The sequence below is a fragment of the Anaerovorax odorimutans genome, from assembly GCF_024459955.1.
GTDB lineage: Bacteria > Bacillota > Clostridia > Peptostreptococcales > Anaerovoracaceae > Hominibacterium > Hominibacterium odorimutans_A.
The window spans coordinates 110,035-130,947 of record NZ_JANFXK010000007.1; the positions used below are offsets into that span (position 1 = coordinate 110,035).

At 46.5% G+C, this 20,913-nt stretch carries 26 protein-coding genes; 8 read left to right on the forward strand and 18 right to left on the reverse strand.

Annotated elements, in window-relative coordinates; genetic code table 11:
- Nucleotides 1-11: 11 nt before the first annotated feature.
- Nucleotides 12-158: a hypothetical protein gene (locus NE619_RS07900; protein WP_256131865.1), complete on the forward strand. Its 147-nt coding sequence runs from the start codon at nucleotides 12-14 to the stop codon at nucleotides 156-158.
- Nucleotides 159-200: 42 nt separating this feature from the next.
- Here the strand turns inward: NE619_RS07900 and cysK are convergent, their stop codons facing one another.
- The 6 genes from cysK to cobT are packed head-to-tail and all read right to left on the reverse strand — an operon-like array spanning nucleotide 201 to nucleotide 4,596.
- Nucleotides 201-1,121: a cysteine synthase A gene (gene cysK / locus NE619_RS07905; RefSeq protein WP_256131866.1), complete on the reverse strand. Its 921-nt coding sequence runs from the start codon at nucleotides 1,119-1,121 to the stop codon at nucleotides 201-203.
- Nucleotides 1,122-1,130: 9 nt separating this feature from the next.
- Nucleotides 1,131-1,751 (reverse strand): histidine phosphatase family protein, encoded by a 621-nt coding sequence (locus tag NE619_RS07910; protein ID WP_256131867.1) that lies wholly within the window; start codon nucleotides 1,749-1,751, stop codon nucleotides 1,131-1,133.
- An 11-nt stretch (nucleotides 1,752-1,762) separates the two neighbouring features.
- On the reverse strand, nucleotides 1,763-2,137 hold the full coding sequence (locus NE619_RS07915) for a bifunctional adenosylcobinamide kinase/adenosylcobinamide-phosphate guanylyltransferase (RefSeq protein ID WP_256131868.1): 375 nt from the start codon (nucleotides 2,135-2,137) through the stop codon (nucleotides 1,763-1,765).
- 1 nt (nucleotide 2,138) lies between these two features.
- Nucleotides 2,139-2,939, reverse strand: a complete 801-nt coding sequence (locus NE619_RS07920; protein ID WP_256131869.1) for an adenosylcobinamide-GDP ribazoletransferase — start codon at nucleotides 2,937-2,939, stop codon at nucleotides 2,139-2,141.
- The gene (locus NE619_RS07925) at nucleotides 2,936-3,481 is read right to left on the reverse strand and encodes a bifunctional adenosylcobinamide kinase/adenosylcobinamide-phosphate guanylyltransferase (protein WP_256131870.1); all 546 of its coding nucleotides are present in this window, start codon (nucleotides 3,479-3,481) and stop codon (nucleotides 2,936-2,938) included. Before NE619_RS07925 ends, NE619_RS07920 begins: the two co-directional genes overlap by 4 nt.
- Nucleotides 3,481-4,596 (reverse strand): nicotinate-nucleotide--dimethylbenzimidazole phosphoribosyltransferase, encoded by a 1,116-nt coding sequence (gene cobT, locus NE619_RS07930; protein ID WP_256131871.1) that lies wholly within the window; start codon nucleotides 4,594-4,596, stop codon nucleotides 3,481-3,483. The genes NE619_RS07925 and cobT overlap by 1 nt, the downstream gene beginning before the upstream one ends.
- 1,364 nt (nucleotides 4,597-5,960) lie before the next feature.
- Between cobT and NE619_RS07935 the strand changes: the two genes are divergently transcribed.
- From NE619_RS07935 to NE619_RS07950, 4 genes are read left to right on the forward strand one after another with little or no spacing between them, the layout of a single operon-like run.
- Entirely contained in the window at nucleotides 5,961-6,896 is a 936-nt protein-coding gene (locus NE619_RS07935) for a DMT family transporter (protein WP_256131872.1), read from the forward strand.
- Nucleotides 6,897-6,908: 12 nt separating this feature from the next.
- Nucleotides 6,909-7,451 carry an HDIG domain-containing metalloprotein gene (locus NE619_RS07940; RefSeq protein WP_256131873.1) on the forward strand — a complete coding sequence of 181 codons (543 nt, stop codon included), beginning with the start codon at nucleotides 6,909-6,911 and terminating at the stop codon, nucleotides 7,449-7,451.
- A 9-nt stretch (nucleotides 7,452-7,460) separates the two neighbouring features.
- Nucleotides 7,461-8,273, forward strand: a complete 813-nt coding sequence (gene larE / locus NE619_RS07945) for an ATP-dependent sacrificial sulfur transferase LarE (protein ID WP_256131874.1) — start codon at nucleotides 7,461-7,463, stop codon at nucleotides 8,271-8,273.
- A gap of 12 nt (nucleotides 8,274-8,285) precedes the next feature.
- Entirely contained in the window at nucleotides 8,286-8,663 is a 378-nt protein-coding gene (locus NE619_RS07950) for a MazG family protein (RefSeq protein ID WP_256131875.1), read from the forward strand.
- A gap of 117 nt (nucleotides 8,664-8,780) precedes the next feature.
- Here the strand turns inward: NE619_RS07950 and NE619_RS07955 are convergent, their stop codons facing one another.
- The 11 genes from NE619_RS07955 to NE619_RS08005 all read right to left on the reverse strand — a co-directional run bounded on the left by NE619_RS07955 (nucleotide 8,781) and on the right by NE619_RS08005 (nucleotide 16,518).
- Nucleotides 8,781-9,149, reverse strand: coding sequence for a VOC family protein (locus tag NE619_RS07955; RefSeq protein ID WP_256131876.1), 369 nt, complete (start codon nucleotides 9,147-9,149; stop codon nucleotides 8,781-8,783).
- A 189-nt stretch (nucleotides 9,150-9,338) separates the two neighbouring features.
- Nucleotides 9,339-9,602 carry a hypothetical protein gene (locus NE619_RS07960; protein WP_256131877.1) on the reverse strand — a complete coding sequence of 88 codons (264 nt, stop codon included), beginning with the start codon at nucleotides 9,600-9,602 and terminating at the stop codon, nucleotides 9,339-9,341.
- A gap of 38 nt (nucleotides 9,603-9,640) precedes the next feature.
- Complete coding sequence (locus tag NE619_RS07965) at nucleotides 9,641-9,883, reverse strand: hypothetical protein (protein WP_256131878.1); 243 nt, start codon at nucleotides 9,881-9,883, stop codon at nucleotides 9,641-9,643.
- A gap of 20 nt (nucleotides 9,884-9,903) precedes the next feature.
- Nucleotides 9,904-10,368, reverse strand: coding sequence for a hypothetical protein (locus tag NE619_RS07970; RefSeq protein WP_256131879.1), 465 nt, complete (start codon nucleotides 10,366-10,368; stop codon nucleotides 9,904-9,906).
- Nucleotides 10,369-10,829: 461 nt separating this feature from the next.
- Nucleotides 10,830-10,979, reverse strand: coding sequence for a hypothetical protein (locus NE619_RS07975; protein WP_256131880.1), 150 nt, complete (start codon nucleotides 10,977-10,979; stop codon nucleotides 10,830-10,832).
- A 23-nt stretch (nucleotides 10,980-11,002) separates the two neighbouring features.
- On the reverse strand, nucleotides 11,003-11,791 hold the full coding sequence (locus NE619_RS07980) for a hypothetical protein (RefSeq protein ID WP_256131881.1): 789 nt from the start codon (nucleotides 11,789-11,791) through the stop codon (nucleotides 11,003-11,005).
- Nucleotides 11,792-11,891: 100 nt separating this feature from the next.
- Nucleotides 11,892-12,398, reverse strand: a complete 507-nt coding sequence (locus NE619_RS07985; RefSeq protein ID WP_256131882.1) for a hypothetical protein — start codon at nucleotides 12,396-12,398, stop codon at nucleotides 11,892-11,894.
- 288 nt (nucleotides 12,399-12,686) lie between these two features.
- A complete protein-coding gene (locus NE619_RS07990) occupies nucleotides 12,687-12,995 on the reverse strand; it encodes a hypothetical protein (RefSeq protein WP_256131883.1) in 309 nt (102 codons plus the stop codon).
- Nucleotides 12,943-13,182: a hypothetical protein gene (locus tag NE619_RS07995; RefSeq protein WP_256131884.1), complete on the reverse strand. Its 240-nt coding sequence runs from the start codon at nucleotides 13,180-13,182 to the stop codon at nucleotides 12,943-12,945. Before NE619_RS07995 ends, NE619_RS07990 begins: the two co-directional genes overlap by 53 nt.
- 637 nt (nucleotides 13,183-13,819) lie before the next feature.
- Entirely contained in the window at nucleotides 13,820-14,425 is a 606-nt protein-coding gene (locus NE619_RS08000; protein WP_256131885.1) for a hypothetical protein, read from the reverse strand.
- Nucleotides 14,426-15,462: 1,037 nt separating this feature from the next.
- Nucleotides 15,463-16,518 (reverse strand): VanZ family protein, encoded by a 1,056-nt coding sequence (locus NE619_RS08005; RefSeq protein ID WP_256131886.1) that lies wholly within the window; start codon nucleotides 16,516-16,518, stop codon nucleotides 15,463-15,465.
- 183 nt (nucleotides 16,519-16,701) lie between these two features.
- Here NE619_RS08005 and NE619_RS08010 point away from each other — a divergent pair, with 183 nt between their 5' ends.
- On the forward strand, nucleotides 16,702-17,082 hold the full coding sequence (locus tag NE619_RS08010) for a putative ABC transporter permease (protein ID WP_256131887.1): 381 nt from the start codon (nucleotides 16,702-16,704) through the stop codon (nucleotides 17,080-17,082).
- Here the strand turns inward: NE619_RS08010 and NE619_RS08015 are convergent.
- Complete coding sequence (locus NE619_RS08015; protein WP_256131888.1) at nucleotides 17,036-18,436, reverse strand: alanine/glycine:cation symporter family protein; 1,401 nt, start codon at nucleotides 18,434-18,436, stop codon at nucleotides 17,036-17,038. The genes NE619_RS08010 and NE619_RS08015 overlap by 47 nt on opposite strands.
- A gap of 189 nt (nucleotides 18,437-18,625) precedes the next feature.
- Here NE619_RS08015 and NE619_RS08020 point away from each other — a divergent pair, with 189 nt between their 5' ends.
- Both NE619_RS08020 and NE619_RS08025 read left to right on the forward strand, forming a co-directional pair.
- Nucleotides 18,626-20,182 (forward strand): phosphomannomutase/phosphoglucomutase, encoded by a 1,557-nt coding sequence (locus NE619_RS08020; RefSeq protein ID WP_256131889.1) that lies wholly within the window; start codon nucleotides 18,626-18,628, stop codon nucleotides 20,180-20,182.
- Nucleotides 20,183-20,197: 15 nt separating this feature from the next.
- Complete coding sequence (locus tag NE619_RS08025; protein WP_256131890.1) at nucleotides 20,198-20,869, forward strand: NAD(P)H-hydrate epimerase; 672 nt, start codon at nucleotides 20,198-20,200, stop codon at nucleotides 20,867-20,869.
- The last annotated feature ends 44 nt before the right edge of the window (nucleotides 20,870-20,913 follow it).

Sequence of the window (20,913 nt, forward strand, 5' to 3'; positions counted from 1 at the left end):
AGTTGATTGAAATGATAAAATATTGTTCTTCATGCTACACGGAATTTGAGACGGAAGAAACCGTCTGCCCCCAGTGCGGAACCAAGCTAGAGGATCCTTTTACCGACGATGAGTCGGAGGAAATGCTAGAATTGCTAATGAATGAAATACGGGCCTGAATGAACGAAGGGGCTGACGATTGTATACGTCAGCCCCTTTTGTTATACGAACAGGCTCAGATAGCGTTCTCCCGTGTCCGGCAGCAGGATCACAATATTTTTTCCTGCGTTTTCCGGCCTTTGGGCCAGAACCAGACCGGCCTTCAGCGCCGCACCGGAGGAAATTCCCACAAAGAGGCCCTCGGTCAGCGCCAGATCCTTCATTGTTTCGAAAGCGTCCTCATCGGTCACTGTGATGATTTCATCGTAAATCGAGGTATCCAAAACCTCGGGCACAAAGTTGGCGCCGATTCCCTGAATCTTGTGGGGACCCGCTTTGCCCTGGGACAACAGGGGTGATGCCGCAGGCTCTACCGCGACGACTTTTACCTGGGGATTCTGCTCCTTGAGGTATTTTCCCGTTCCGGTGATGGTTCCGCCCGTGCCCACCGTTGCCACGAAAACATCCACCTTTCCATCGGTATCGTTCCAGATTTCAGGTCCTGTGGTTCTGTAATGGATCTGCCAGTTGGCCGGATTGACGAACTGGCCGGCGATGATGCTGCCGGGGATTTCCTTTGCCAGCTCTTCTGCCTTTTCCACAGCCCCCTGCATACCGGCCGCCGCATCGGTCAGCACCAGTCTGGCGCCGTACGCCTTGAGCAGATTCCGACGTTCTACGCTCATACTTTCCGGCATGGTCATGATCGCCTGATATCCTCTGGCGGCCGCTACCATAGCGATGCCCACTCCGGTATTGCCGCTGGTGGGTTCAATGATCGTTCCGCCCGGCGTGAGTCTCCCGTCCTTCTCCGCTTCCGCGATCATATTATATCCAACCCGGTCTTTCGCGCTTCCGCCGGGGTTGAAGTATTCCAGCTTTGCGATCAGCGCGCAGCTTGCGCCCGCTTTTTCTTCGCAGCGGTTCAGCCGCAGCAGCGGTGTCTTTCCGATCAATTCCGTAATATTGTTTTTTATCTCCATAACAGCCTCCTAAAATATTTCATAGGTAACGATATCGCTCTTTTCCAGGTTCAGGGTGTATCCGTGCCCCGGATCGGGAATCCATTTGAAAAAATGCTCCCGCCTCCCGGGGAAACATTCCTCCATAATGGAAGCGATGGTTCCTCCGTGGCAGACAACCACCGATACGGCCTCTTTTCCGCTGTGCCGCACGGACAATTCTTTGAGCTGATGTTTTCCGCGAAGAATCCGCAGGCCTTCACTGATCCTGGTAGAGAACCCCGCGATACTTTCCCCTCCGGGACTGGCGGCATTTCCGCTCTTATCGCTGATCCACTCCACGTATTCCGGGACCTCCTTTAGGTCCTCATAGCTCTTCATCTCAAAATCGCCGAATTCCATTTCTCTCAGCTGGGGAATCGTTTCATGCTCCCGTTCTCCGTATATGAGCGCCAACGTCTGCTCGGTTCTTCTTAGCCCGCTCGTATAAAAATCGCCCTCTTCCGCCTGGGGATAAATGCCTTCTTTCACCAGCTCTTTCAGCCTTTGTACCCCCTCTTCCGCCAGAGGGATGTCCGCCGCCCCGTAATAGAGGCGTCTCTGATTTCCTTCAGTAATGCCATGTCTGATCAAATGTATCTGTGATTTCATAATGCCTTCCTTCACTTTATTTTCTGTCCCAGCCCGCAAAAGACGCGGGTCACGCTTTCCGCTTCCTTTGTCAGGTAGAGCATCGCTCTTCCGGTCATCTCCCGCAGCGCCCGCATTTCTGCTTCCATGGGCACAATTCCCTGAGAGATGTCGGTGCAGATCACCGTTTTCCCCTGCAGCTGCCGCCGGTGATCCCGCAGATAGTCGGCAGCCTCTTTTCCTTCTTTCACACAGGCCAGCACAAAATCTTCCAGCCTGTAAATCGTATCTTTGGAAAAGTCCAGTTCCGCCAGATCATCGCTGCAGACAAAGACTTCTCTCGTATGAAACTGTTCTTTCGCATAATCAAGTTTTCCCTGATAAGCGCCTCCGAATACGACATTCATATCAAATCACCGCCAGCGAAACCACTGCCGCCAGTTCACTCCATACCAGGATGAACCCGGCAATGTCGCCGCTCATTCCTCCCAACTGTTTTCTTCCATATGCGCTGCTGATGACAGACGCCGCCAGCTCCACTGCCGCCAAAACCGCGAAGGTTCGCAAAGACGCCGTCCACCGCAGTCCGGCATCAGCCCCTAATGCGCTGCCGCCGGCGATTAAAAGCAGCGCTGCCGCGATCCAGATCATGGTGACAATCCACTTAGCGCCCTTGTTTTTCTCCGAATCAAAGGTTTTTTCGTACTGACTGGTGGAAAGCGGCTCATGGGCCAGCACCGCCCTTGCCGACGCCGCTCTGGAAAGGACCGGAATTGCGATCAGGCTCACCATGACCCAGGGTGCTTCCCGCTCCAAAGCAGACCAAATTGCGGCAAAGAACACCAGAAACAGCAAAATCGCAGTTATGACCGCAAAAGCTCCCACATGGGAATCCTTCAAAATCCGGCGCCGTTCCTCCAGGGGCCTTCTTGACAGAATGGCATCGTTGCAGTCCATAAATCCGTCCAAGTGAATAAACCCGCTGACGAGAAACGGATACGCGGTCAGTAGTGCTGCCGCCAATGGATGGGCAATATGCGACGCCTGCAGCACGATAAACAAACCGTACCACAAAAGTCCCATCATGAGGCCGATTACCGGAAACATGACCAGCATATGCTTTCTCGCGTCCTCATCCCACTTTTTACACGGACATGGGATCGCGCAAAAATTTCCCCATGCCATAAAGAATCCAGTTACTGCTTTCATTGCTCATCCTGCCTCTTAAAATAGTTCAGGCTCCCATAGGATACCTCGATCACCTGCTGACAGACCTTTGCCAGCGTCCGGTCGCACAGGGCCAGTCCCGCCCGGTAGCGCTCGGTCAGGGCCTCATAGCCCATGGCGTCCCCGTAGATGAAGTCCGATACGAAAATGGTATTGCCGGTCCGCTCAGCAAATTCAGCCAGATCGTTTTTTAGCCGCTCAGGCGCGGTCAGGTCAACGTTTCCCTTCTCATCGAACATTTCATTGGACAAAAGCGCCGTAACGCTGTCCAGCAGGAAAACACCGCCGGGGTCTGTCCTTTCCAGGGCTCCCAGAATATTGCGTCCCTGCTCTACTGTGCGGAAACCCCAGCCGGCCCGTTCCTCGACATGGCGGCTGATCCGGCTCTGATCTTCTTCATCAACCGGAATCATGGTCGCCAGATAATACAGAGGCCTGCCCAGGAGCTCTGCCTGCTCTCTGGCCTTTTGCTGGGCGAAAAAGGATTTGCCGTTCTTACAGCCTCCGCTTATGAAAATATTCATTAGAAGCAGTCTCCCTTGCGGATTTCTTCCAGGTAGTCGTCGTTGATTTCAGCCTCTTCAAAAGTAGCCATACGGTTCATCACTCCGCAGGCGCCTTCTATGATTTTAAAGGCCAACGGGCAGCCGCTCCCTTCGCCCAGGCGCATCCGCAGATCCAAATAGGCCTGCAGCCCCAGGTGTTCCACAGCCAGGCTGTAGCCTCTCTCATAGGAGCTGTGGGAGGCAAACATGTACGGTACGCAGGCCGGAGCGATCCGGGCTGCCGCCAGCGCTGCCACAGCGGAAATGTAACCGTCAATGACCACCGGAATCCGATTTACCGCCGCGCCGATAAAAGCGCCTGCCATTGCCGCAATATCAAATCCGCCCACCTGTGCAAGAACGGAAATTGGGTCCTCTGCGCTGCAGCGGCGCAGTGCCCCGTCTACGATTTCCTTCTTATGCGCAAAACTGCTGTCCATAATGCCGCCGCCCTTGCCCACGGTTCTGGACGCAGGTTCTCCGGTCAGCACCGAAAGGACAGCTGCGCTGGTGGTCGTGTTGCCGATCCCCATTTCACCGATGCCGAAAATATCATACCCGTTTGTTTTGACGGCTTCCGCCATTTCCAGCCCGATCTCAACCGCGCGCAGGGCCTGCTCTTCGGTCATGGCATTCTCTCTAGCCAGATTAGCCGTACCGGCGGCAATTCTCCGGTCTACGATTTTGTGGGTATCGGAAAACGGCGTTTTGGTGTATAGCCCCTGAGGAATCGCCCCGTTTATACCCACATCGACAATCAGCAGTTCGCTGCCAAAGCTCTCGGCCAAAGCGCCCACGCCGGTCAGCCTCCTGGTAAAATTGACGGTCTGCGCCAGCGTAACGCTCTGGGGCGCGGAAGAAACATTTTCTTCTACCACTCCGTTGTCGGCGCACATCACAACCACGCAGGTCTTCCTGATTTGATTTTTAACTTTCCCCGTGATTCCGGCCATCTGAATTGAGATATCCTCCAGCAGCCCCAGGCTTCCCGGAGGCTTTGCCAGAACTTCCTGGCGCTTTCTGGCCGCCTCAGCCGCCTGCTGATCCGGGCCTTTGATCCCGGCGATCACCTCTTGCAATTCTTCCCGCGTCATTTCCCATTGTCCTCCTTTAGCCTGCCTCAGCAGCCTCGCCCGATCTGTTTCTATCCGCCCGGCCTTTTCAGGAATTCCTGAAAAGGCCGGGCGGTGTGTAATCGGGTCTGCCGGCAAGCTCCATATGGAATGATTTTATCACAGCCGGCAGGTTAAGTACAGGTTTTCGGCCTTGAAAAGCAGGGGCTGGTCGTGAAAAATGCATTGTGGTTTGGGGGTTGGTTGTTGGGGCTCTGGGTTTGGGGTTTGCGGCCAAGTCCTGGCTTTCCCGGCAAATCCCGCGACCATTGGCTTCCAAAAGACACCTTGGTCGCAAACTCTCTGCCTTGCTGCAGAAACAGCGGGCTGTACTGCAGTATCCGGCTCATGTGAAACCTCGCCCAAAGGTTAAATCGCTATTTTCATCAACATGCAGCGAAAAATCGGGCTTTTGTTGAACTTTTTTCAAGGGTAGCAGAGCATGGGCTCCCAGAAACTCGATCAATATGCCGCTTTTCGCAGAGACAGAGGCCATAACCCTTGGAAACACTTCAACAACAAAGCTAAAATACACCCGTTGTTGAATAAATACGCATATCACTTAAAAATCCTGCAACTTTATTTCTCCAAAAAGTGGGTGGGTGTCTACTTTTAGTTTACCACTACATGGCGGTAACTTTTTCTAATTTTTTCAGGAAGTTACGCACTTTTCAACGATCCTGCGGCCTCCAAAACGGTCGCCAGCACAAATTTTCGCCTTTTACGATCTCGTGCGCCCGCAAACCCACAACTTTGCGTAACTTTGACCGATTTTTGCGAAAAGTTACCGCGGCCCGTGGCCCACAAAGTGCTGGGCCGGCATCCCAGCAGAGCCGGCGAAACCGGCGGAAGCCGCCCCGGCCGCGGGGCGGCAATCGAAGCGGCCTTGGATCTCATCCCTCATCTCCCCCGAAATATCAACATTTTCACATTAGTCCCCCGATTTTGATAGTTTCAAGGCGATTCAGGAAAGGAAAAGCGGGTAACTATCAATAGAGATTTTTTTATTTCACCACTTTGATAGTTTCACGAAAATCTCACCGCATTTTTTCCTAACAGTATCGCTTGGCCTTAAAAAAATTACACATTGCGACATTCCTCCTTGTTTCCCAATCGCAACCCCGGCAAAACTATCATTTTTTATTTTTTTCGGATCCTGTTTGATACTTCATGGTTTCCGATACGATCTGCCCCTTAAAGACAACCTTTCCAATGAATTGGATGCGTTTTGGAAACCCTGAATTTTCATGGGTAAACCCGCCTTTAAAACACTTGCAACTTACCGCCAAACCCGATAGAATAATCATGCATGTAATATGTAGACTCATTTGTAAAGGTAGGTTTTTATGAACAAAAAATTACGAGGCAATCTGATGCTGCTTTTGACCGCGCTGATCTGGGGATCTTCCTTTGTAGCGCAAAGGGCCGGAATGGAATACATAGGCCCCTTCACATTCAACGGAATCCGCTCCATTATAGGCGGACTGGTTTTAATTCCTGTCATTCTGCTGCTTTCAAAGGCGGACGCGTCCGGCTCTGAAAATGCGGAAGCTGAGCTTTTTACGGAGGAAAAGAAGGCCGGACAAAAAACTTTACTCCTGGGCGGAATTTCCTGCGGAGTCATTCTTTTTATCGCCAGCTCGCTTCAGCAGATTGGACTCGTCTATACGACAGCCGGAAAAGCAGGCTTTATTACAGCCCTGTATATCGTTATTGTTCCGATTCTGGGCGTGTCCATTGGCAAAAAGGTCCGGCCCATCGTCTGGCTCTGCGTCGCGCTTTCCGTGGTGGGGCTTTACCTTTTATGCATGGACGGCAGGTTTTCTTTCAGTAAAGGCGATTTCTTAATCCTGCTGTGCGCCTTCGCTTTTTCCGTGCATATTTTGGTAATCGACCATTTTTCGCCCAAGACCGACGGTGTGAAAATGTCCTGCATTCAATTCTTTGTCTGCGGGGCCATTTCCCTGCTGCCGATGGCTGTTTTCGAAACGCCTTCCTGGTCTGCGATTCTCGACTGCTGGTTCCCGATCCTATACGCTGGGGCCATTTCCTGCGGCGTGGCTTATACCCTGCAGATCGTAGCTCAGAAGGACACGGACCCGACCATCGCGTCGCTGCTGCTGAGTTTGGAATCGGTGCTGGCCGCGATTTCCGGGGTGGTGCTTCTCCACGAGCAGATGGCACCCAGAGAATTGCTCGGCTGCGTTATAATGTTCGCTGCTATTATTATCGCTCAGCTGCCTTCCAGGGAAGAACGGCTGGCAGCTAAAAATTATGAATAGAGAGGTGTTTTTATGATTACAAGAGATGAAGCTTTTGACTTACTGAAAAAATACAATAAAGAGGAATTTCACATCAAGCATGCCCTGACTGTGGAAGGAACCATGCGCTATTTCGCGGAAAAGCTGGGTCATGATCCGGAATACTGGGGCCTTGTGGGCCTGCTCCACGATATTGATTTTGAAATGTATCCTGAGGAGCACTGCAAAAAAGCGCCGGAGCTTTTGAAGGAAGGCGGCCTTGAGGATGACTTTATCCGTTCCGTATGTTCCCACGGTTATGGGCTGTGTTGTGACATAGAACCGACCCATGAGATGGAAAAGGTTCTCTTCGCCACCGATGAGCTGACGGGTCTGATCGGAGCCTGCGCCCTGATGCGTCCGTCCAAGAGCGTTCAGGATATGGAAGTAAAGTCGGTTAAGAAAAAGTTTAAGGATAAAAAGTTTGCCGCGGGCTGTTCCCGGGATGTAATCCGTCAGGGAGCAGAAATGCTGGGATGGGAGCTGGATGAACTCTTCCAGGAAACCATTTTAGCCATGCGCACCTGCGAGCAGTAAGGAATAATTATGAAATATGAAGAAAAGCTGGCTCTATTGGAGTCAAACCTTAAAGGTTATAAACAGATGGCGCTGGCGCTGTCGGGCGGTGTGGACAGCACCTGCCTGCTCCTGTTCGCGCAAAAAGTCCTGGGTGATAACCTGATAGCCGTCACTGCTGTGGCTCCCAACTTTGCCCCGGATGAAATCTCTTATGCCCGCGAACTTTGTCTGAAAAAGGGCATCCGCCATATGGTTGTGGACCTGGGCGATGAAATTCTCTCCAGCTTCGCCCACAATCCGCCTGATCGCTGCTATCTCTGCAAGAAAGCGATTTTCAGTCGGGTAAAGGAACAGGTCCTGTCGCAGTATCCGGAGGCAGTCATCGCTGACGGTACCAATCTGGACGACATGAAGGATTACCGCCCCGGGCACAAGGCTCTTGCGGAGCTTTCCATTGCCAGTCCTCTCAAGGAAGCAGGCCTGACAAAATCGGAAATCCGCCGGACCCTAAAGGATCTGGGAGGCGACATCTGGGACAAACCGGCCTTTGCCTGTCTTGCTTCCAGAATCCCTTACGGAGAAACCATTACTCCGGAAAAGCTGGCCGCCGTGTACAAAGCGGAATCTGCGCTGCACGATCTGGGTTTCCGGCAGGTCCGGGTGCGCCATCACGGAAATCTGGCTCGCATTGAGGTGCCGCCGGAGGATCGGGAGGAATTTTTTGATTCAGGTTTTATGGACCGGGTAAGCGCTCTGGTAAAGGACGCCGGGTTCCTGTACGTTACCCTGGATCTGACCGGTTACCGTATGGGCAGTCTCAACGAAGAAATAGAGGAATAAGAGGTAAAAAACATGGAAATTTTCGATGAATTTGTGAAAACCATCGCAATGCTGCGAGGCGAAAACGGCTGTCCCTGGGATATCAAGCAGACCCACGAAAGCCTGAAGGAATGCCTTGTGGAAGAAACCGGCGAGGTTATCGAGGCCATCGACAAAAAAGATGATGAAAATCTGTGCGAAGAGCTGGGCGATGTGCTGCTGCAGGTTGTCATGCACGCTCAGATCGCAGCCGAGGAAGGGCGCTTTACCATTGAAGATGTTATCCGCGGCGTGAACGAAAAAATGATACGCCGCCATCCGCATGTCTTTGGCGACGCCAAGGTGGAGTCGGTGGAAGAAGGTCTGAGCCTTTGGGAGCAGATCAAGAAGCAGGAGAAAGAAGGGAAGTAAAGAGAGGCCGCGGTTTGAAAAAGCCATTTTCAAGTTTCTATTTCAATATTTAAAAAATAAAAGATCGATGCAATGTATAAATTGTATCGATCTTTATCTTTTAAAAAGCTTAAAAACCTATCTCGTCGGCACCACTTCCATCCAGTACCCATCTGGATCTTCGATGAAGTATACGCCAAACTTAGGATTTTCAAAGCAGACACAATCCATTTCTTTGTGATAAGCCAGCGCTGCGTCGTAATCGTCAACGCGAAAACCGATATGGATTTCATTATCGCCCAGATTATACGGTTCTTTTCTGTCTCTGATCCATGTCAGCTCCAGCTGGCATGGATTTCCTTCTGTCCCTAAAAACACGATCTTACTGGAACCATCCTCTGCCTCAATTGTGCGAACAGGCTTCAGCCCCAACGCCTTTTCATAAAAGGCCAAAGATTTTTCCAGGTCCAAAACGGTGATGCAGCTATGATACATTTCAAATTTCATATTCATTTCCTCCTTGTTAAACTAGTAGAATTATATCACGATTGGGGCGGCTGCAAAATACCCACACAGCAAATAAGCTGAATCCATTAAATATAGAGCCGTTCAACCACTTGACTTCCACTAACCTGACATTTATACTGGCAGTAACAGCAGGCCTGCTACTAGTTTCCAATTTATTGGACTCCGTAGTTATTGCAAAGGGCCTGCTTGTTTTTCTGTTTGTACTTTAACTGAATACAGTGAACCAAAATCAACGGTTTCATCCTTGTTTCTTTTGTTGTTCTTTACTACGAAATATACGGGAATACTATTATCATCAAATGTTTTACCATATTCAAGCATAATATCTACCGACCATGAATGATTGTTCTCTGGTTTTGTTTCATTAATTTTTATAGCATTTTTCAAATACTCATCAACATAAAGCGATACAACCAAATTGGTTTCATCCATTTTAGTGATCCCATGCTCTAACCCATCTATCCCAATCTCTATATCTTTTTGCTGATCTTTATGTAAATATCTTTCATATCCGGCTTTTCTGTTAAGCTTTCATAGTCGATTAGAGCCTGTTCGTTTGGATGGCCTTTGAAAGAGAACCATTTCTTGTTCTTTGCTTTTTCCATTGCTAGTTCCATAGCGGTTGGTTCTTTTTTGTCATTCATATTATTGACAACATCGTCATAGTATGTTACTTTACTGATAAAATCATACTTGATTAATCCTACGGGCAATTGCAGCCCATTAATGGCGCTTAACCAAGTATGGTTTTTTCTTTATCAGGATTTATATATAAAATGTCACTCGTATTTATCAACCCCTGGACCTTTGAATCTCCATAAGCACTTGCTATTTTAGCAAAGTTTAATACTCTTCCCCTCTTATTCTTAGGATTCAACTGCATTGCCACTAATACCGGCATATTATCTGGGTAAACCTCACCTAATAATGCAATACTATTAAGCCTTGTCTTGGATTGCATTACAATGATAGGGTCTTCAAGAATCTGCGGAACGTTTTTAAGAACGTCAATCGTCATCTCATGATGGTCATTTAAACGTTCCTTCTTTTTTCTGATTGCCTTTTTTATTTGAGTTGGGGATACTATTATTAGAAACAGAGCTGATAGCTGACCGCTGTTTGTCAGTTTTGACAAACATGCCAAAACCGCTAGGCTCTGTTTTTTATTGAAGTCAAATCTAAAGTTCTTACGTTTCATACTATTGAACCTGATTTTAATGCCTTTGTTTTACATAGGCAATGGGAACTTATTTTTCCGGGGCTTTAGCCATACTTCTGCTCAGCTTACTACCTTGTCCGTGATTTCCACATACTGTACAACAGGTCCAGAAAGAATATCGAAATACATTCCGTTGACAATGTCAAGAAGTGCTTTTATACTAATAGTATCAGAGGTAGGGGCTTGTAAACCCTGTCTATCCAGTATAGAATCCTCTGATATTTTTTCTATTAACCAGATACAATGAATCAAAACTAATGTCAGAAGCATTGATATTTGCATACAAACCGGCTAAGGTAATTTTATTTGTAATGATCTGCTATGGAATTTTGACAGAATATCGGAATATGTTTCATTGACGCCATTCAATAAATCGTATATGCTAATAGTCGTAGAAGTTAGGGATTAACCCCCTTGGTTGGCGTTGCCAACAGCTTCTACTATTTTTTACCATTAAAAAAATATAATGAATCAAGCTCAATAAGCTCGTCTTTATCCCCACACTTCTCTGCATTTTTTCTTCCTGCATTAACAATGTCCTTCCTTGTCAAATGCCTTACATCAGCCTTGGTCAATAATACAATTTTCATATCTGGCCTTTCCGTTAGGCTTCCTAGCCGATCAGGGCCGGTTCGTCAGGATGGTCTTTGAGAGAGTATTTTTTCTTATTGCGCATATCAACTTCCTGTGTTAAACTAGCTTTGCGAGCAGGGAACTCGTTAATGCCCTCACTATTGTGAGGGAGGTTGAGACCCTGCTCGTTTAATATTTCAACATAATGCATCCAAAATTTATTTTTTATATCGCTTTTTTTAGCTGTAACCCTTACATTGCATGGAATTTCACCTATTACAACATTCGCTTGAAAATAATCGAACGTCGATTTCTTTTCTTCACCATGAAAATTTTTCACATCACTGGACACAATCTCTAAAGATTTAATTATTTCAGGTAGCTTTCTAATCGTTGCTAGCTTATAGAGTTTTAATTCTCGTGGTAACGTTGCAAACCGTTTTCCAGTTCCTAAAGTTTCTCTAATCCCCTTTCGCCCAATATCTATAATGGCCCCTGTTGATTCTACTTTTACCTGTAAACTTCCCGTATCACCAAAGAAACCATCATTCGTAAGAGTTGTCAAGACCTGCTTTTGGACATGGATGTAGTCATTTAATTTCTTGATACCAAAGGGGTTAAGCGTTTCATCCTCTTTCAGCGAATACCTCACGGAGTTACCTAATTTGCTCTCCTTGCGGGTATGTCCATAATGATCTGCTACGGATTTCGGAAGAATATCAGAATACATCTCGTTGAGAATGTCAAGGAGTGCGTTTATACTAATAGTATCAGAGGTAGGGGCTTGTAAACCCTGTCTATCTAGTATAGAATCCTCTGATATTTGCATACAAACCGGCTAAGGTAATTTTATTCGTAGTGAACTGTTATGGAATTTTGACAGAATATCGGAATATGTCTCGTTGATGATATCCAATAAATCGGCTATACTAATAGTAGTAGAAGTACGGGATTGAACCCCCGGGCTGCCTTGTGCAGAATCTTCTACTATTTTTTGCTCTTACCGAATATAAGGAGCCAAACTCTATCAACTCATCTTGACCAGTTAAAAGCCTAGAAACTACAAAGTACGCAGAAATTTTCTCACCTGCTTGATTTTCTCCATACCCTAATAAAATGTCACTATCGAAGTTCCTCTTTCCATCAGCTACTGCTTCATTTATTTTTATTGCATGTTTTAAATAGCTGTCCAAATGCATAAAAACAATAGCAGTATACTCGTAATTTCTATCAAGACCATGTTCTATCCCTCGTTTACCTATGACAATATCTTTTTCTATGTCATCATTATGCACTACAACCCGCCCTTGCTTATCCTTTCTGGTTAGCTTACTTAGAATTTCTCGTGCATTAGCAACCATTTGATTACGGGTCATACTTCTTACATCTTCAAGCGTTGTTGCAACTTTTGATACCTTCATATCTGGCTTTTTCACCAAGCTTTCATAGTCGATTAGGGCCTGTTCATCAGGGTGACCCTTAAGGGCATATCGGACACCTTGTCTTAAGGATTCAAGTTTTTCCTGTTCCTTTCTTAATCCCTCATGCTTTCCTTAAATCTGCTCTTTGTTAAGGAATTGGTCTGGTACATATTTCAGAACATCAAGGTCAGAGGCGTTGATGTTTGCAAACAAATCTGTTAAAGTAATAGAAGAAGGTGACATAGGGTTGTCGTAGCTACTTTTGGAGTAGAGCGCTGCCCCATAATTGTCATCTTTTCTATTTTATTTATAAATAATTGTTACATACAATTTGTTATTCTGTCCATAAAATTCTTTTACTTCAAGTTGAACAGGAATTAACCCCTCATCATAAAAACAGCTAACAAGTACATACACCCGTTGTAAATTACCTGTACTCCTTACAGTACCACGATATTTATCATCATGTATCTCTAATGAGGCAACATTGTCCATTGTAGCTACGGCTTTCATATTATTAAAAACCTGCTCCTTAGTGATTTCAAAGTTTTTTACTTGCTTATATTGGGAATCTTTGAAAGAGAACCGTTTCTTGCTCTTTGCTTTTTCCATTGCTAATTCCATAGCGGTTGGTTTTTTTGTCATTCATATTATTGACAACATCGTCATAATATGTTACTTTGCTAATAGAATCATACTTGGTTAATCCTACCGGCAATTGTAGCCCTGAGGCTCGTAACCAAGCATCGGTTCTATTTTTATTTGGGTTAACAAACAAAATCTCACTAGTATCTATCATCCTCTGGGCATTCTTCCTTGCATATTGCACTAGTCAACAAAAAGTAGACAGTTATCTTAATAAGTAGTCATTGATGGATCAGTTCATTCTGATTGCCTTTTTTATTTGAGTTGAGTATACTATTATTAGAAACAGAGTTGATGGCTGACCGCTGTTTGTCAGTTTTGGCAAACATGCCAGCACCGGTAGGCTCTGTTTTTTATTGAAGTCAAATCTAAAGTTCTTACGTTTCATACTATTGAACCTGCTTTTAATGCCTTTGTTTTACATAGGCAATGGGAACTTATTTTTCCGGGGCTTTAGCCATACTTCTGCTCAGCTTACTACCTTGTCCGTGATTTCCACATACTGTACAACAGGTCCAAAAAGAATACCGGAATACATTCCGTTGACAATGTCAAGAAGTACTTTTATACTAATAGTAGTAGAGGTTAGGGATTGCCCTCCTGGTTGGCGCTGCCAACAGCTTCTACTATTTTTTTACCATTAAAAGAATAAAGTGAATTAAACTCAATAAGCTAGTCTTTATCCCCACACTTCTCTGCATTTTTTCTTCCTGTATTAACAATGTCCTTCCTTGTCAAATGCCTTAGATCAGCCTTGGTCAATACATATCTGGCCTTTCCGTTAGGCTTTCCTAGCCGATCATGGCCGGTTCGTCAGGGTGGTCCTTTAAAGAATACTTTTTCTTATTGCTTTTTTCACTGCCATTGTCTATATTATTAGTAGAAGCCAAAGAACTTTTCGTTTTGGACGTATTGCTAGGGGTGCTTTGCACATCTTGCAGAAGCGAAGGCTTCTTTTTCATATAATCCTCTTTTTCCATACAGCTTGTCTTAGCAGTCAAAGTTCCTTTCCTATCAGAAGTCATGACGTAACTTCGTATAGTCCCATCAGAGTAACATTTGCTGAGCAAGAGACTTTTTATAATTGATCCACCATGTTGGTTTTCTGTATACCGAACCTGGGCATTCCTCCTTGCATATGCACTTGCTATCTTGCTTAAATTTAATACCTTTCCTTTTTGGGATTTTGGATTTAGTTGTAATGCTGTTAATATGGGCATATCATTTGTAAAGACTTCCCCGAACAAAGTAATACTGTTCAATCTTGTTTTTGATTGTATTACAGTAATTGAATCCTCTAAAATATTGGGGACTTGTTTAATCGCATCTATTGTCATTTCATTATGGTTATTGAGTATTTTCTTAATCTTTGATTTGTCCCAAATTTTCTTTCTCAACCGGGAACTTATTCTTGACATTATTTTCAAACTTTGCTATATTCTTATGAAAGTCAGTGCTGTTTAATGCTAGTAGGTCATTGGGACCTATCGCCACTTGCAGTACTTGACTTTTTTATTTGAAAATTGGTGGCAAAGGTGTTGATGTTTGTTCAAGAACAAAAGGAAACAGAAGCTACCACCGACGGTATGACCGATACTAAGAACGGTGAGGGACCGACCATCACTTCTGTTAACGAATAATATATCAAAGAAAAAAGAAAATATCTACAAGCAGTCTGCGAAAACTAGCAAATTTGAGATTTTCGCAAAAATACTTCCCTGTTTTGATGATGTAGTAGACAATACGGTTCCGATAAAATAGAAAAGATGACAATTATGGGGCAGCGTAGCTACGACAACCCTATGTCACCTTCTCCTGTTACTTTAATAGATTTTTTACAACAACTCCCACAATCTCTGCCTATCAAGCTGCTCTGTATACCTTTGACGCAACTGCTAGTGCAATACAATTTTTAAAGTCGGGTTATTTTTTATTGTCCTTTGTATCTAAATTTAGTATACTTCTATAAACAGAGCTGATGGCTGACCGCTGTTTGTCAGTTTTGGCAGACATGCCAGCACCGGTAGGCTCTGTTTTATTTATTAAATATTGCCTTTTTTATTTAAATTGGATATACTAATGCTAAAAGGTGCGGCATTGCTACGGCGATAGAAATTATTTTTCTGGAACTGTGGGTTCGCATCTTTTTTCTATTGTTATTTTTTTCAGACCATGTATACTATTATAGACAGATGTGGCGCTTACGTTATGGGACTAGGTCTCGTTTAAAACGTGGGTTATGCCATGTCTGTTATTTTTTCTGAACTTAAACTCAGTTCCATTTGGAACATCCTTTCTTAAAGCTCAAATTCTTCTGTCCTATTTTTTAACCTCTTCACCGTCAAACCCACAACTTTGCGTAAACAGAGAGCAATTTTAGAAAAAAGTTACCGCAATGAATTGCGCACGCGGCTGCTCCGCAAGCAAAATATGGTTAATGCGTATGCAACGGCTTTACTTTCCAGCCTGCGCACAGCGGTTTGCCCATTGTACTGATACAGCCGGTTCTGCTAATGGCCTCATAGAACAGCGGTTTTTTATGTCCATCTATCCGCGTGATCCCGTAATAGCACGCCCACACAAGCAGGAGCGGAACAAAGGCGAAGTAGAACAGGCTGCTTCGTATAACGCACTGGGAAAGTGCGGGCGCGGAACCTTCCTTATCCACTACCCGAATGTGGAGCAGCCGTTTGCCGGGTGTATAGCCCTTTGTCCCATACAGCATCAGCGAAAAATAGACGATCGGCATTAAGTAGAACAACAACCCCGGAAACATAATCGGCGCCAGAAGAATTGCAGCCGTACCGAGCAGCATCCAGTCCAGGCAAAAGGCAACGGCTCTTCTTCCCAAAGTCACTTGCTGCCCTTTTTCATATGCCTTTTCATCTAACTGTTGTCTGCTGGGGAGAATTTTCCGCACAAAGCGAGCAGCCATGTAGCCCAAAAGGCCGCCGGCAGTATTCAGCAGAAGGTCGTCCACGTCAAAGAGACGATAACCGCGAGGGTAGATGCCATAAAGCCCGCTTAACTGAGTAAGTTCGAAAAACAGGCTTACAGAAAAGGCAATGAGCAAAACTTTTTTCCATCCGCATTGAAAGTAATAGTTCAAGTAAATTCCCAGCGGCACAAAAAGCAGCACATTGAAAACCACTTGCAGTACATATTTCTCGGTCAAAGCTTTTAGCCATGTGGATGGTTCTGTAATCTGAAAGCATGTCCCATGTATAAAATCCGCGATGAACTGGAAAGGAATCAACTGTTTTGTCGGTCCTGTATAGCTTGCCACTTCGCTGATGGGCGGCAGCGGCAGAATAACCAAAAGATACATGCATAAAAGGTACAGTGCCAAGGAATACATAATCACGGACCGCAGAATCGGAATCGATCCATATTTGCGATATTGATATACCAAATAAGGAAAGGTCATTAAAATTGCCAAAAATGGGAATATAACCATTGCCGTTTTAATTGTTGTAAGATACGTATCCATAGAATAACACCTCCTTCTCCTGGTATTATCCTATCAAACGCGTGAGTTTCCTGCCATAACATAGGCTTACATTTGAGGGTGCGCATCTTACATTTTTGTAAGTTGGCTTTGATTCTTATATTTACCGGATGATTTCAAAAATAAACCACGACTATTTGTCCTCCGGACACAGATAATAAAAACATGAGTATTTTTATTTTTACTGTCGGCGCTCTTGGCTACGGAGCAATGGAAGTCCTTTTTCGGGGATTCACCCACTGGACGATGATGCTCACCGGCGGAGCCTGCCTGCTTACTCTATACTATCTAAACCAGCAATTTCATAAGGCTCCTCTGCTGCTGAAAGCAGCCGGAGGAGCCCTGGTGATTACACTCTATGAATTTGCTGTGGGATTGATCGTCAACCTTTGGTATCACTGGAACATTTGGGACTACTCTCTGATGCCGGGAAATATTCTCGGCCAGATATGCCCGCTGTTCACCCTGCTCTGGTTTTTTCTCTGTCTGGGTATTTTGCTTATTTCCAAAGGTCTGTATTATGGATACCGATTTTTTCGGCCTTAAATACAGGGTCCAATCCCTGTGCTTTCTGCTCCTGGTAATCCTTTAAAACTTTCAGGGCAATGCCGCCCAGCAGCATAATCGCGATGATGTTCACGGTTGCCATGCAGCCCATGATTACATCCGCCAGGCCCCAGGCAGTTTCCAGGTCATTCTGCGCGCCGACAAAAATCATCAGAATTGCCAGGATGCGGAAAATTAACATAAACCCTTTGTTTTCACTGATAAATTTAATATTGGCCTCTGCGTAAAAATAGTTTCCGATCAGGGAAGTAAAAGCAAAGAGGCAGATGGCGACCGTTACGAAGTGGATGCCTGCCGTACCGAATACGGAAGCCACCGACTGCTGTACCAGTGGAATACCGTTGAGCTCACCGCCGACCGTATACTGATCGGTGAGCAACACAATGAACGCAGTTGTGGAACATAAAAGCAGCGTGTCGATAAACACGGACAGCACCTGCACCAGACCCTGCTTTGCCGGATGGGAAACATTGGCAGCAGCGGCCGCATTGGGCGCCGAACCCATACCGGCTTCGTTGGAAAAGAGACCTCTCTTGATTCCCAGCACTACGCAGGAGCCGGCAAATCCGCCGAAAATCGACTCCCAGTCAAAGGCCGCGGCAACGACTTCCTTCATGGCATGGGGCAGATACGAAATATTTGCAAAAAAGATAATCAATCCGATAATAATATAGAGAACTGCCATGATCGGCACCAGCACGGAGGAAACTCTTCCGATCTTCTGTGTTCCGCCGAAGAACAGCACCGCCGCCCCTACCGCCAAAATAATGCCGATAACCATTGGTACGTTGGACTGGCTGAAATTGGGCACATAGTATTCGAATGCCGAACTGATATTGTAGGACTGCAGCCCGTTAAAACCAAAGGCAAAGGTCAGGATTAAAAGTATTGAAAAGATAATTCCCAGCCATCTGGCCCCCAGCGCCCGCTGGATATAGTAGGCCGGACCGCCTTTGAAAATCTTTCCGTCCTTTTCCTTATAGACCTGCGCCAGCGTACTTTCGATAAAGGCAGACGCTCCGCCAATAACCGCCATGATCCACATCCAGAGCAGCGCTCCCGGACCACCCATGACGATGGCCGTTGATACGCCCGCGATGTTTCCCGTTCCCACGCGGGAAGCTGTGGCGATCATCAGCGCCTGGAAGGACGATAAGCTCCCTTCCTCATCGCTTTTTTCCCGAACGACTCTCAGGGATTCCGGAAACAGGCGAATTTGAACAAAGCCTGTCCGTATGGTAAAATACAGACCGACTATAATCAGCAAAATAATCAGAAACTTGCTGTACAGAAATTCATTTGCTACTCCGAGGACCTCTGTAAATTGCTCCATTTTCTCACTCCTTTAAATTCTGGTAAAAACACCTTTTACAACCAGACTTTTTCTTTTATAATGGTTCTATGGATAATCGTATCCACACACTTTTTAAATGTACCATAAATACATAGCATATTCAATATCAGAATCGGTAAACCCGCAAACTGGAATATGTACAAGCATTTATGTATAAGGAGAACACGTATGACTGAATTTGACTTTAAAAAGCTGCAAAACGGCAGCGATATCAGAGGAATCGCTCTGACCGGTATTCCCGGAGAGCTGCCTAACCTGACGGATACGGAGGCCGAAAGGCTGGCCAAAGGGTATCTGCTCTGGCTGTGCAATAAAACGGGCAAAGCGCCTCAAACGATAACCATCTCCGTTGGCCGCGATCCAAGGGTTTCGGGACAGCACCTGAAAGGCGGACTGTTCATGGGCCTGGGACCTTATGGAGTCCGCATCCTCGACTGCGGGCTGGCCTCCACACCGGCGATGTTCATGTCCACCGTCTTTCCACAGTATAACTGCGACGGCGCGATCATGATCACAGCCAGCCATCTGCCTTACAACCGCAATGGCTTCAAGTTCTTTGACAAGGATGGCGGCCTCAATAAGAGCGATATTACTCAGATCATTGAGTTTGCCCAGTCTGACGAAAAACTATCCGCGTTGGGGGAACCCGATCTTGACAGGCGCATCCTCATTTTCGGGAAAAAGGGATATCCTTCGGAGGAAGCGGATCTGATGGAAACCTACTGCGCTCACCTGCGCACCATGATCCAGGAGGGAGTTAACCACCCCGATCATTACGACAGGCCCCTCACAGGTCTGAAAATCGTAGTGGATGCCGGAAACGGCAGCGGCGGCTTTTACGCAAAGAAAGTTCTGGCGCCTTTGGGCGCCGATACCAGCGCCAGCCAGTATCTTTCACCGGATGGAACTTTCCCCAACCATCCTCCAAATCCCGAGGACCGGGACGCTATGGAATCGGTGGCGCTGAAAACAATTTCAAACGGCGCTGATCTGGGTCTTATCTTTGATACGGACGTGGACCGTTCGGCTGCTGTGGATCACCGCGGCCGGGAAATTGCCAGAAACGGCATCGTTGCGCTGGCTGCGGCGCTGATCGCGGAGGATCATCCCGGCAGCACAGTTGTTACCGATAGTATAACCAGCGATCCCCTGACCGTATTCCTGGAAGAGAGCCTGGGGCTCAAGCATCTGCGTTTTAAGCGCGGCTACAAAAATGTAATCAACAAAGCTATTGAGTTGAATGAGCAGGGAATCGACTGCCAGCTGGCCATCGAAACTTCCGGCCACGCGGCGCTTAAAGAGAATTATTTCCTCGACGACGGTGCGTATCTGGCCACAAAGATTGTCATTAAAACGGCTAAGCTGCATCTCGAAGGAAAAACGCTGGACAGCCTGATCGAAACCCTTCGCCAGCCTGCGGAGGCGACAGAAGTCCGTATTCCTATAACTGCTTTAGACTTTGGCGCATATGGCGATCGAATTCTCAAAGACCTGCAGGATTTTGCCCAGAAAGACCCGGAGATGACCGTGGTTACGCCCAACTATGAAGGTGTGCGCATTGCCTTTGCCGACGGCTGGTGCCTGCTGAGAAAATCGCTTCATGATCCGATCCTTCCGCTGAACGTGGAGTCCGAAAAAAACGGAGGATGCGCTGAAATATTGGACAAGATAAAATCCTTTTTATCCCCTTATGAAGGCTTGGACTTATCCCCTATGAAAAAATAGCAGGGAGGGAAAATTATGAGAGATTTCGTTACTTGCGGACAAATGAAAATCCTGGAAAAGCGCGCTGACGCGGCAGGCCTTTCCTATTATCAAATGATGGAAAACGCTGGCTGCGCGGCAGCCAATATCATTGCTTCCGAATATAAGCAGCCCCTCTCCAAAGCCAAGATCATACTCTTCTGCGGAAAGGGAAATAACGGCGGAGACGGCTTTGTAGTGGCCAGAAAATTTGTGGAAAAGAGCGCAGCGGTGACCATCGTCCTTGTGGACGGCGAACCGATTGCGAAGGACGCCATTACCAATTTTGAGCTGATTAAAGACCGCGTTCAGATCATCGATATGGCAAAGACCGAATCGCCTTTTATGGAGATCCGCGGCAGACAGGATATCCTTGTGGATGCCATCTACGGTACGGGGTTTCACGGGCAGCTGAGGCCCAACGCGCTGAAAGCCGCCGCCTTTATCAATCAGTTCGCGGACAAGGCATTGATCTGCGCCCTGGATATTCCTTCCGGGCTGGGAGGCGATGCGATTCGTAAATCCCAGATCGATTCCAATGCGGTGAACGCCCATCTGACAGTAACCTTTCATAATAAAAAGCCTGTTCATTTAAAGGCTTTTGCTAAAAAGTACTGCGGTAAAATCTTTATCGCCGATATCGGCATCGATGAAGACGCCCTTTGGTAAAGATATAAAAAGGTTTACGGTCGCTGAAAACAGCTGGCCATAAA

What these genes read in the sequence shown, in the direction of transcription:
- NE619_RS07960 (WP_256131877.1), bottom strand. Translation starts at nt 9,602, where the DNA reads ATGGATGAAACCAATTTGGTTGTATCGCTTTATGTTGATGAGTATTTG.
- NE619_RS08025 (WP_256131890.1), top strand. Translation starts at nt 20,198, where the DNA reads ATGAGAGATTTCGTTACTTGCGGACAAATGAAAATCCTGGAAAAGCGC.
- NE619_RS07975 (WP_256131880.1), bottom strand. Translation starts at nt 10,979, where the DNA reads ATGAAAATTGTATTATTGACCAAGGCTGATGTAAGGCATTTGACAAGG.
- NE619_RS07935 (WP_256131872.1), top strand. Translation starts at nt 5,961, where the DNA reads ATGAACAAAAAATTACGAGGCAATCTGATGCTGCTTTTGACCGCGCTG.
- NE619_RS07910 (WP_256131867.1), bottom strand. Translation starts at nt 1,751, where the DNA reads ATGAAATCACAGATACATTTGATCAGACATGGCATTACTGAAGGAAAT.
- NE619_RS07970 (WP_256131879.1), bottom strand. Translation starts at nt 10,368, where the DNA reads ATGAAACGTAAGAACTTTAGATTTGACTTCAATAAAAAACAGAGCCTA.
- NE619_RS07940 (WP_256131873.1), top strand. Translation starts at nt 6,909, where the DNA reads ATGATTACAAGAGATGAAGCTTTTGACTTACTGAAAAAATACAATAAA.
- NE619_RS07925 (WP_256131870.1), bottom strand. Translation starts at nt 3,481, where the DNA reads ATGAATATTTTCATAAGCGGAGGCTGTAAGAACGGCAAATCCTTTTTC.
- NE619_RS08010 (WP_256131887.1), top strand. Translation starts at nt 16,702, where the DNA reads ATGAGTATTTTTATTTTTACTGTCGGCGCTCTTGGCTACGGAGCAATG.
- NE619_RS07980 (WP_256131881.1), bottom strand. Translation starts at nt 11,791, where the DNA reads ATGCAAATATCAGAGGATTCTATACTAGATAGACAGGGTTTACAAGCC.
- NE619_RS08020 (WP_256131889.1), top strand. Translation starts at nt 18,626, where the DNA reads ATGACTGAATTTGACTTTAAAAAGCTGCAAAACGGCAGCGATATCAGA.
- NE619_RS08005 (WP_256131886.1), bottom strand. Translation starts at nt 16,518, where the DNA reads ATGGATACGTATCTTACAACAATTAAAACGGCAATGGTTATATTCCCA.
- NE619_RS07920 (WP_256131869.1), bottom strand. Translation starts at nt 2,939, where the DNA reads ATGAAAGCAGTAACTGGATTCTTTATGGCATGGGGAAATTTTTGCGCG.
- cobT (WP_256131871.1), bottom strand. Translation starts at nt 4,596, where the DNA reads ATGACGCGGGAAGAATTGCAAGAGGTGATCGCCGGGATCAAAGGCCCG.
- NE619_RS07900 (WP_256131865.1), top strand. Translation starts at nt 12, where the DNA reads ATGATAAAATATTGTTCTTCATGCTACACGGAATTTGAGACGGAAGAA.
- NE619_RS07955 (WP_256131876.1), bottom strand. Translation starts at nt 9,149, where the DNA reads ATGAAATTTGAAATGTATCATAGCTGCATCACCGTTTTGGACCTGGAA.
- NE619_RS07995 (WP_256131884.1), bottom strand. Translation starts at nt 13,182, where the DNA reads ATGATAGATACTAGTGAGATTTTGTTTGTTAACCCAAATAAAAATAGA.
- NE619_RS07950 (WP_256131875.1), top strand. Translation starts at nt 8,286, where the DNA reads ATGGAAATTTTCGATGAATTTGTGAAAACCATCGCAATGCTGCGAGGC.
- larE (WP_256131874.1), top strand. Translation starts at nt 7,461, where the DNA reads ATGAAATATGAAGAAAAGCTGGCTCTATTGGAGTCAAACCTTAAAGGT.
- cysK (WP_256131866.1), bottom strand. Translation starts at nt 1,121, where the DNA reads ATGGAGATAAAAAACAATATTACGGAATTGATCGGAAAGACACCGCTG.
- NE619_RS07990 (WP_256131883.1), bottom strand. Translation starts at nt 12,995, where the DNA reads ATGGAAAAAGCAAAGAGCAAGAAACGGTTCTCTTTCAAAGATTCCCAA.
- NE619_RS08015 (WP_256131888.1), bottom strand. Translation starts at nt 18,436, where the DNA reads ATGGAGCAATTTACAGAGGTCCTCGGAGTAGCAAATGAATTTCTGTAC.
- NE619_RS07915 (WP_256131868.1), bottom strand. Translation starts at nt 2,137, where the DNA reads ATGAATGTCGTATTCGGAGGCGCTTATCAGGGAAAACTTGATTATGCG.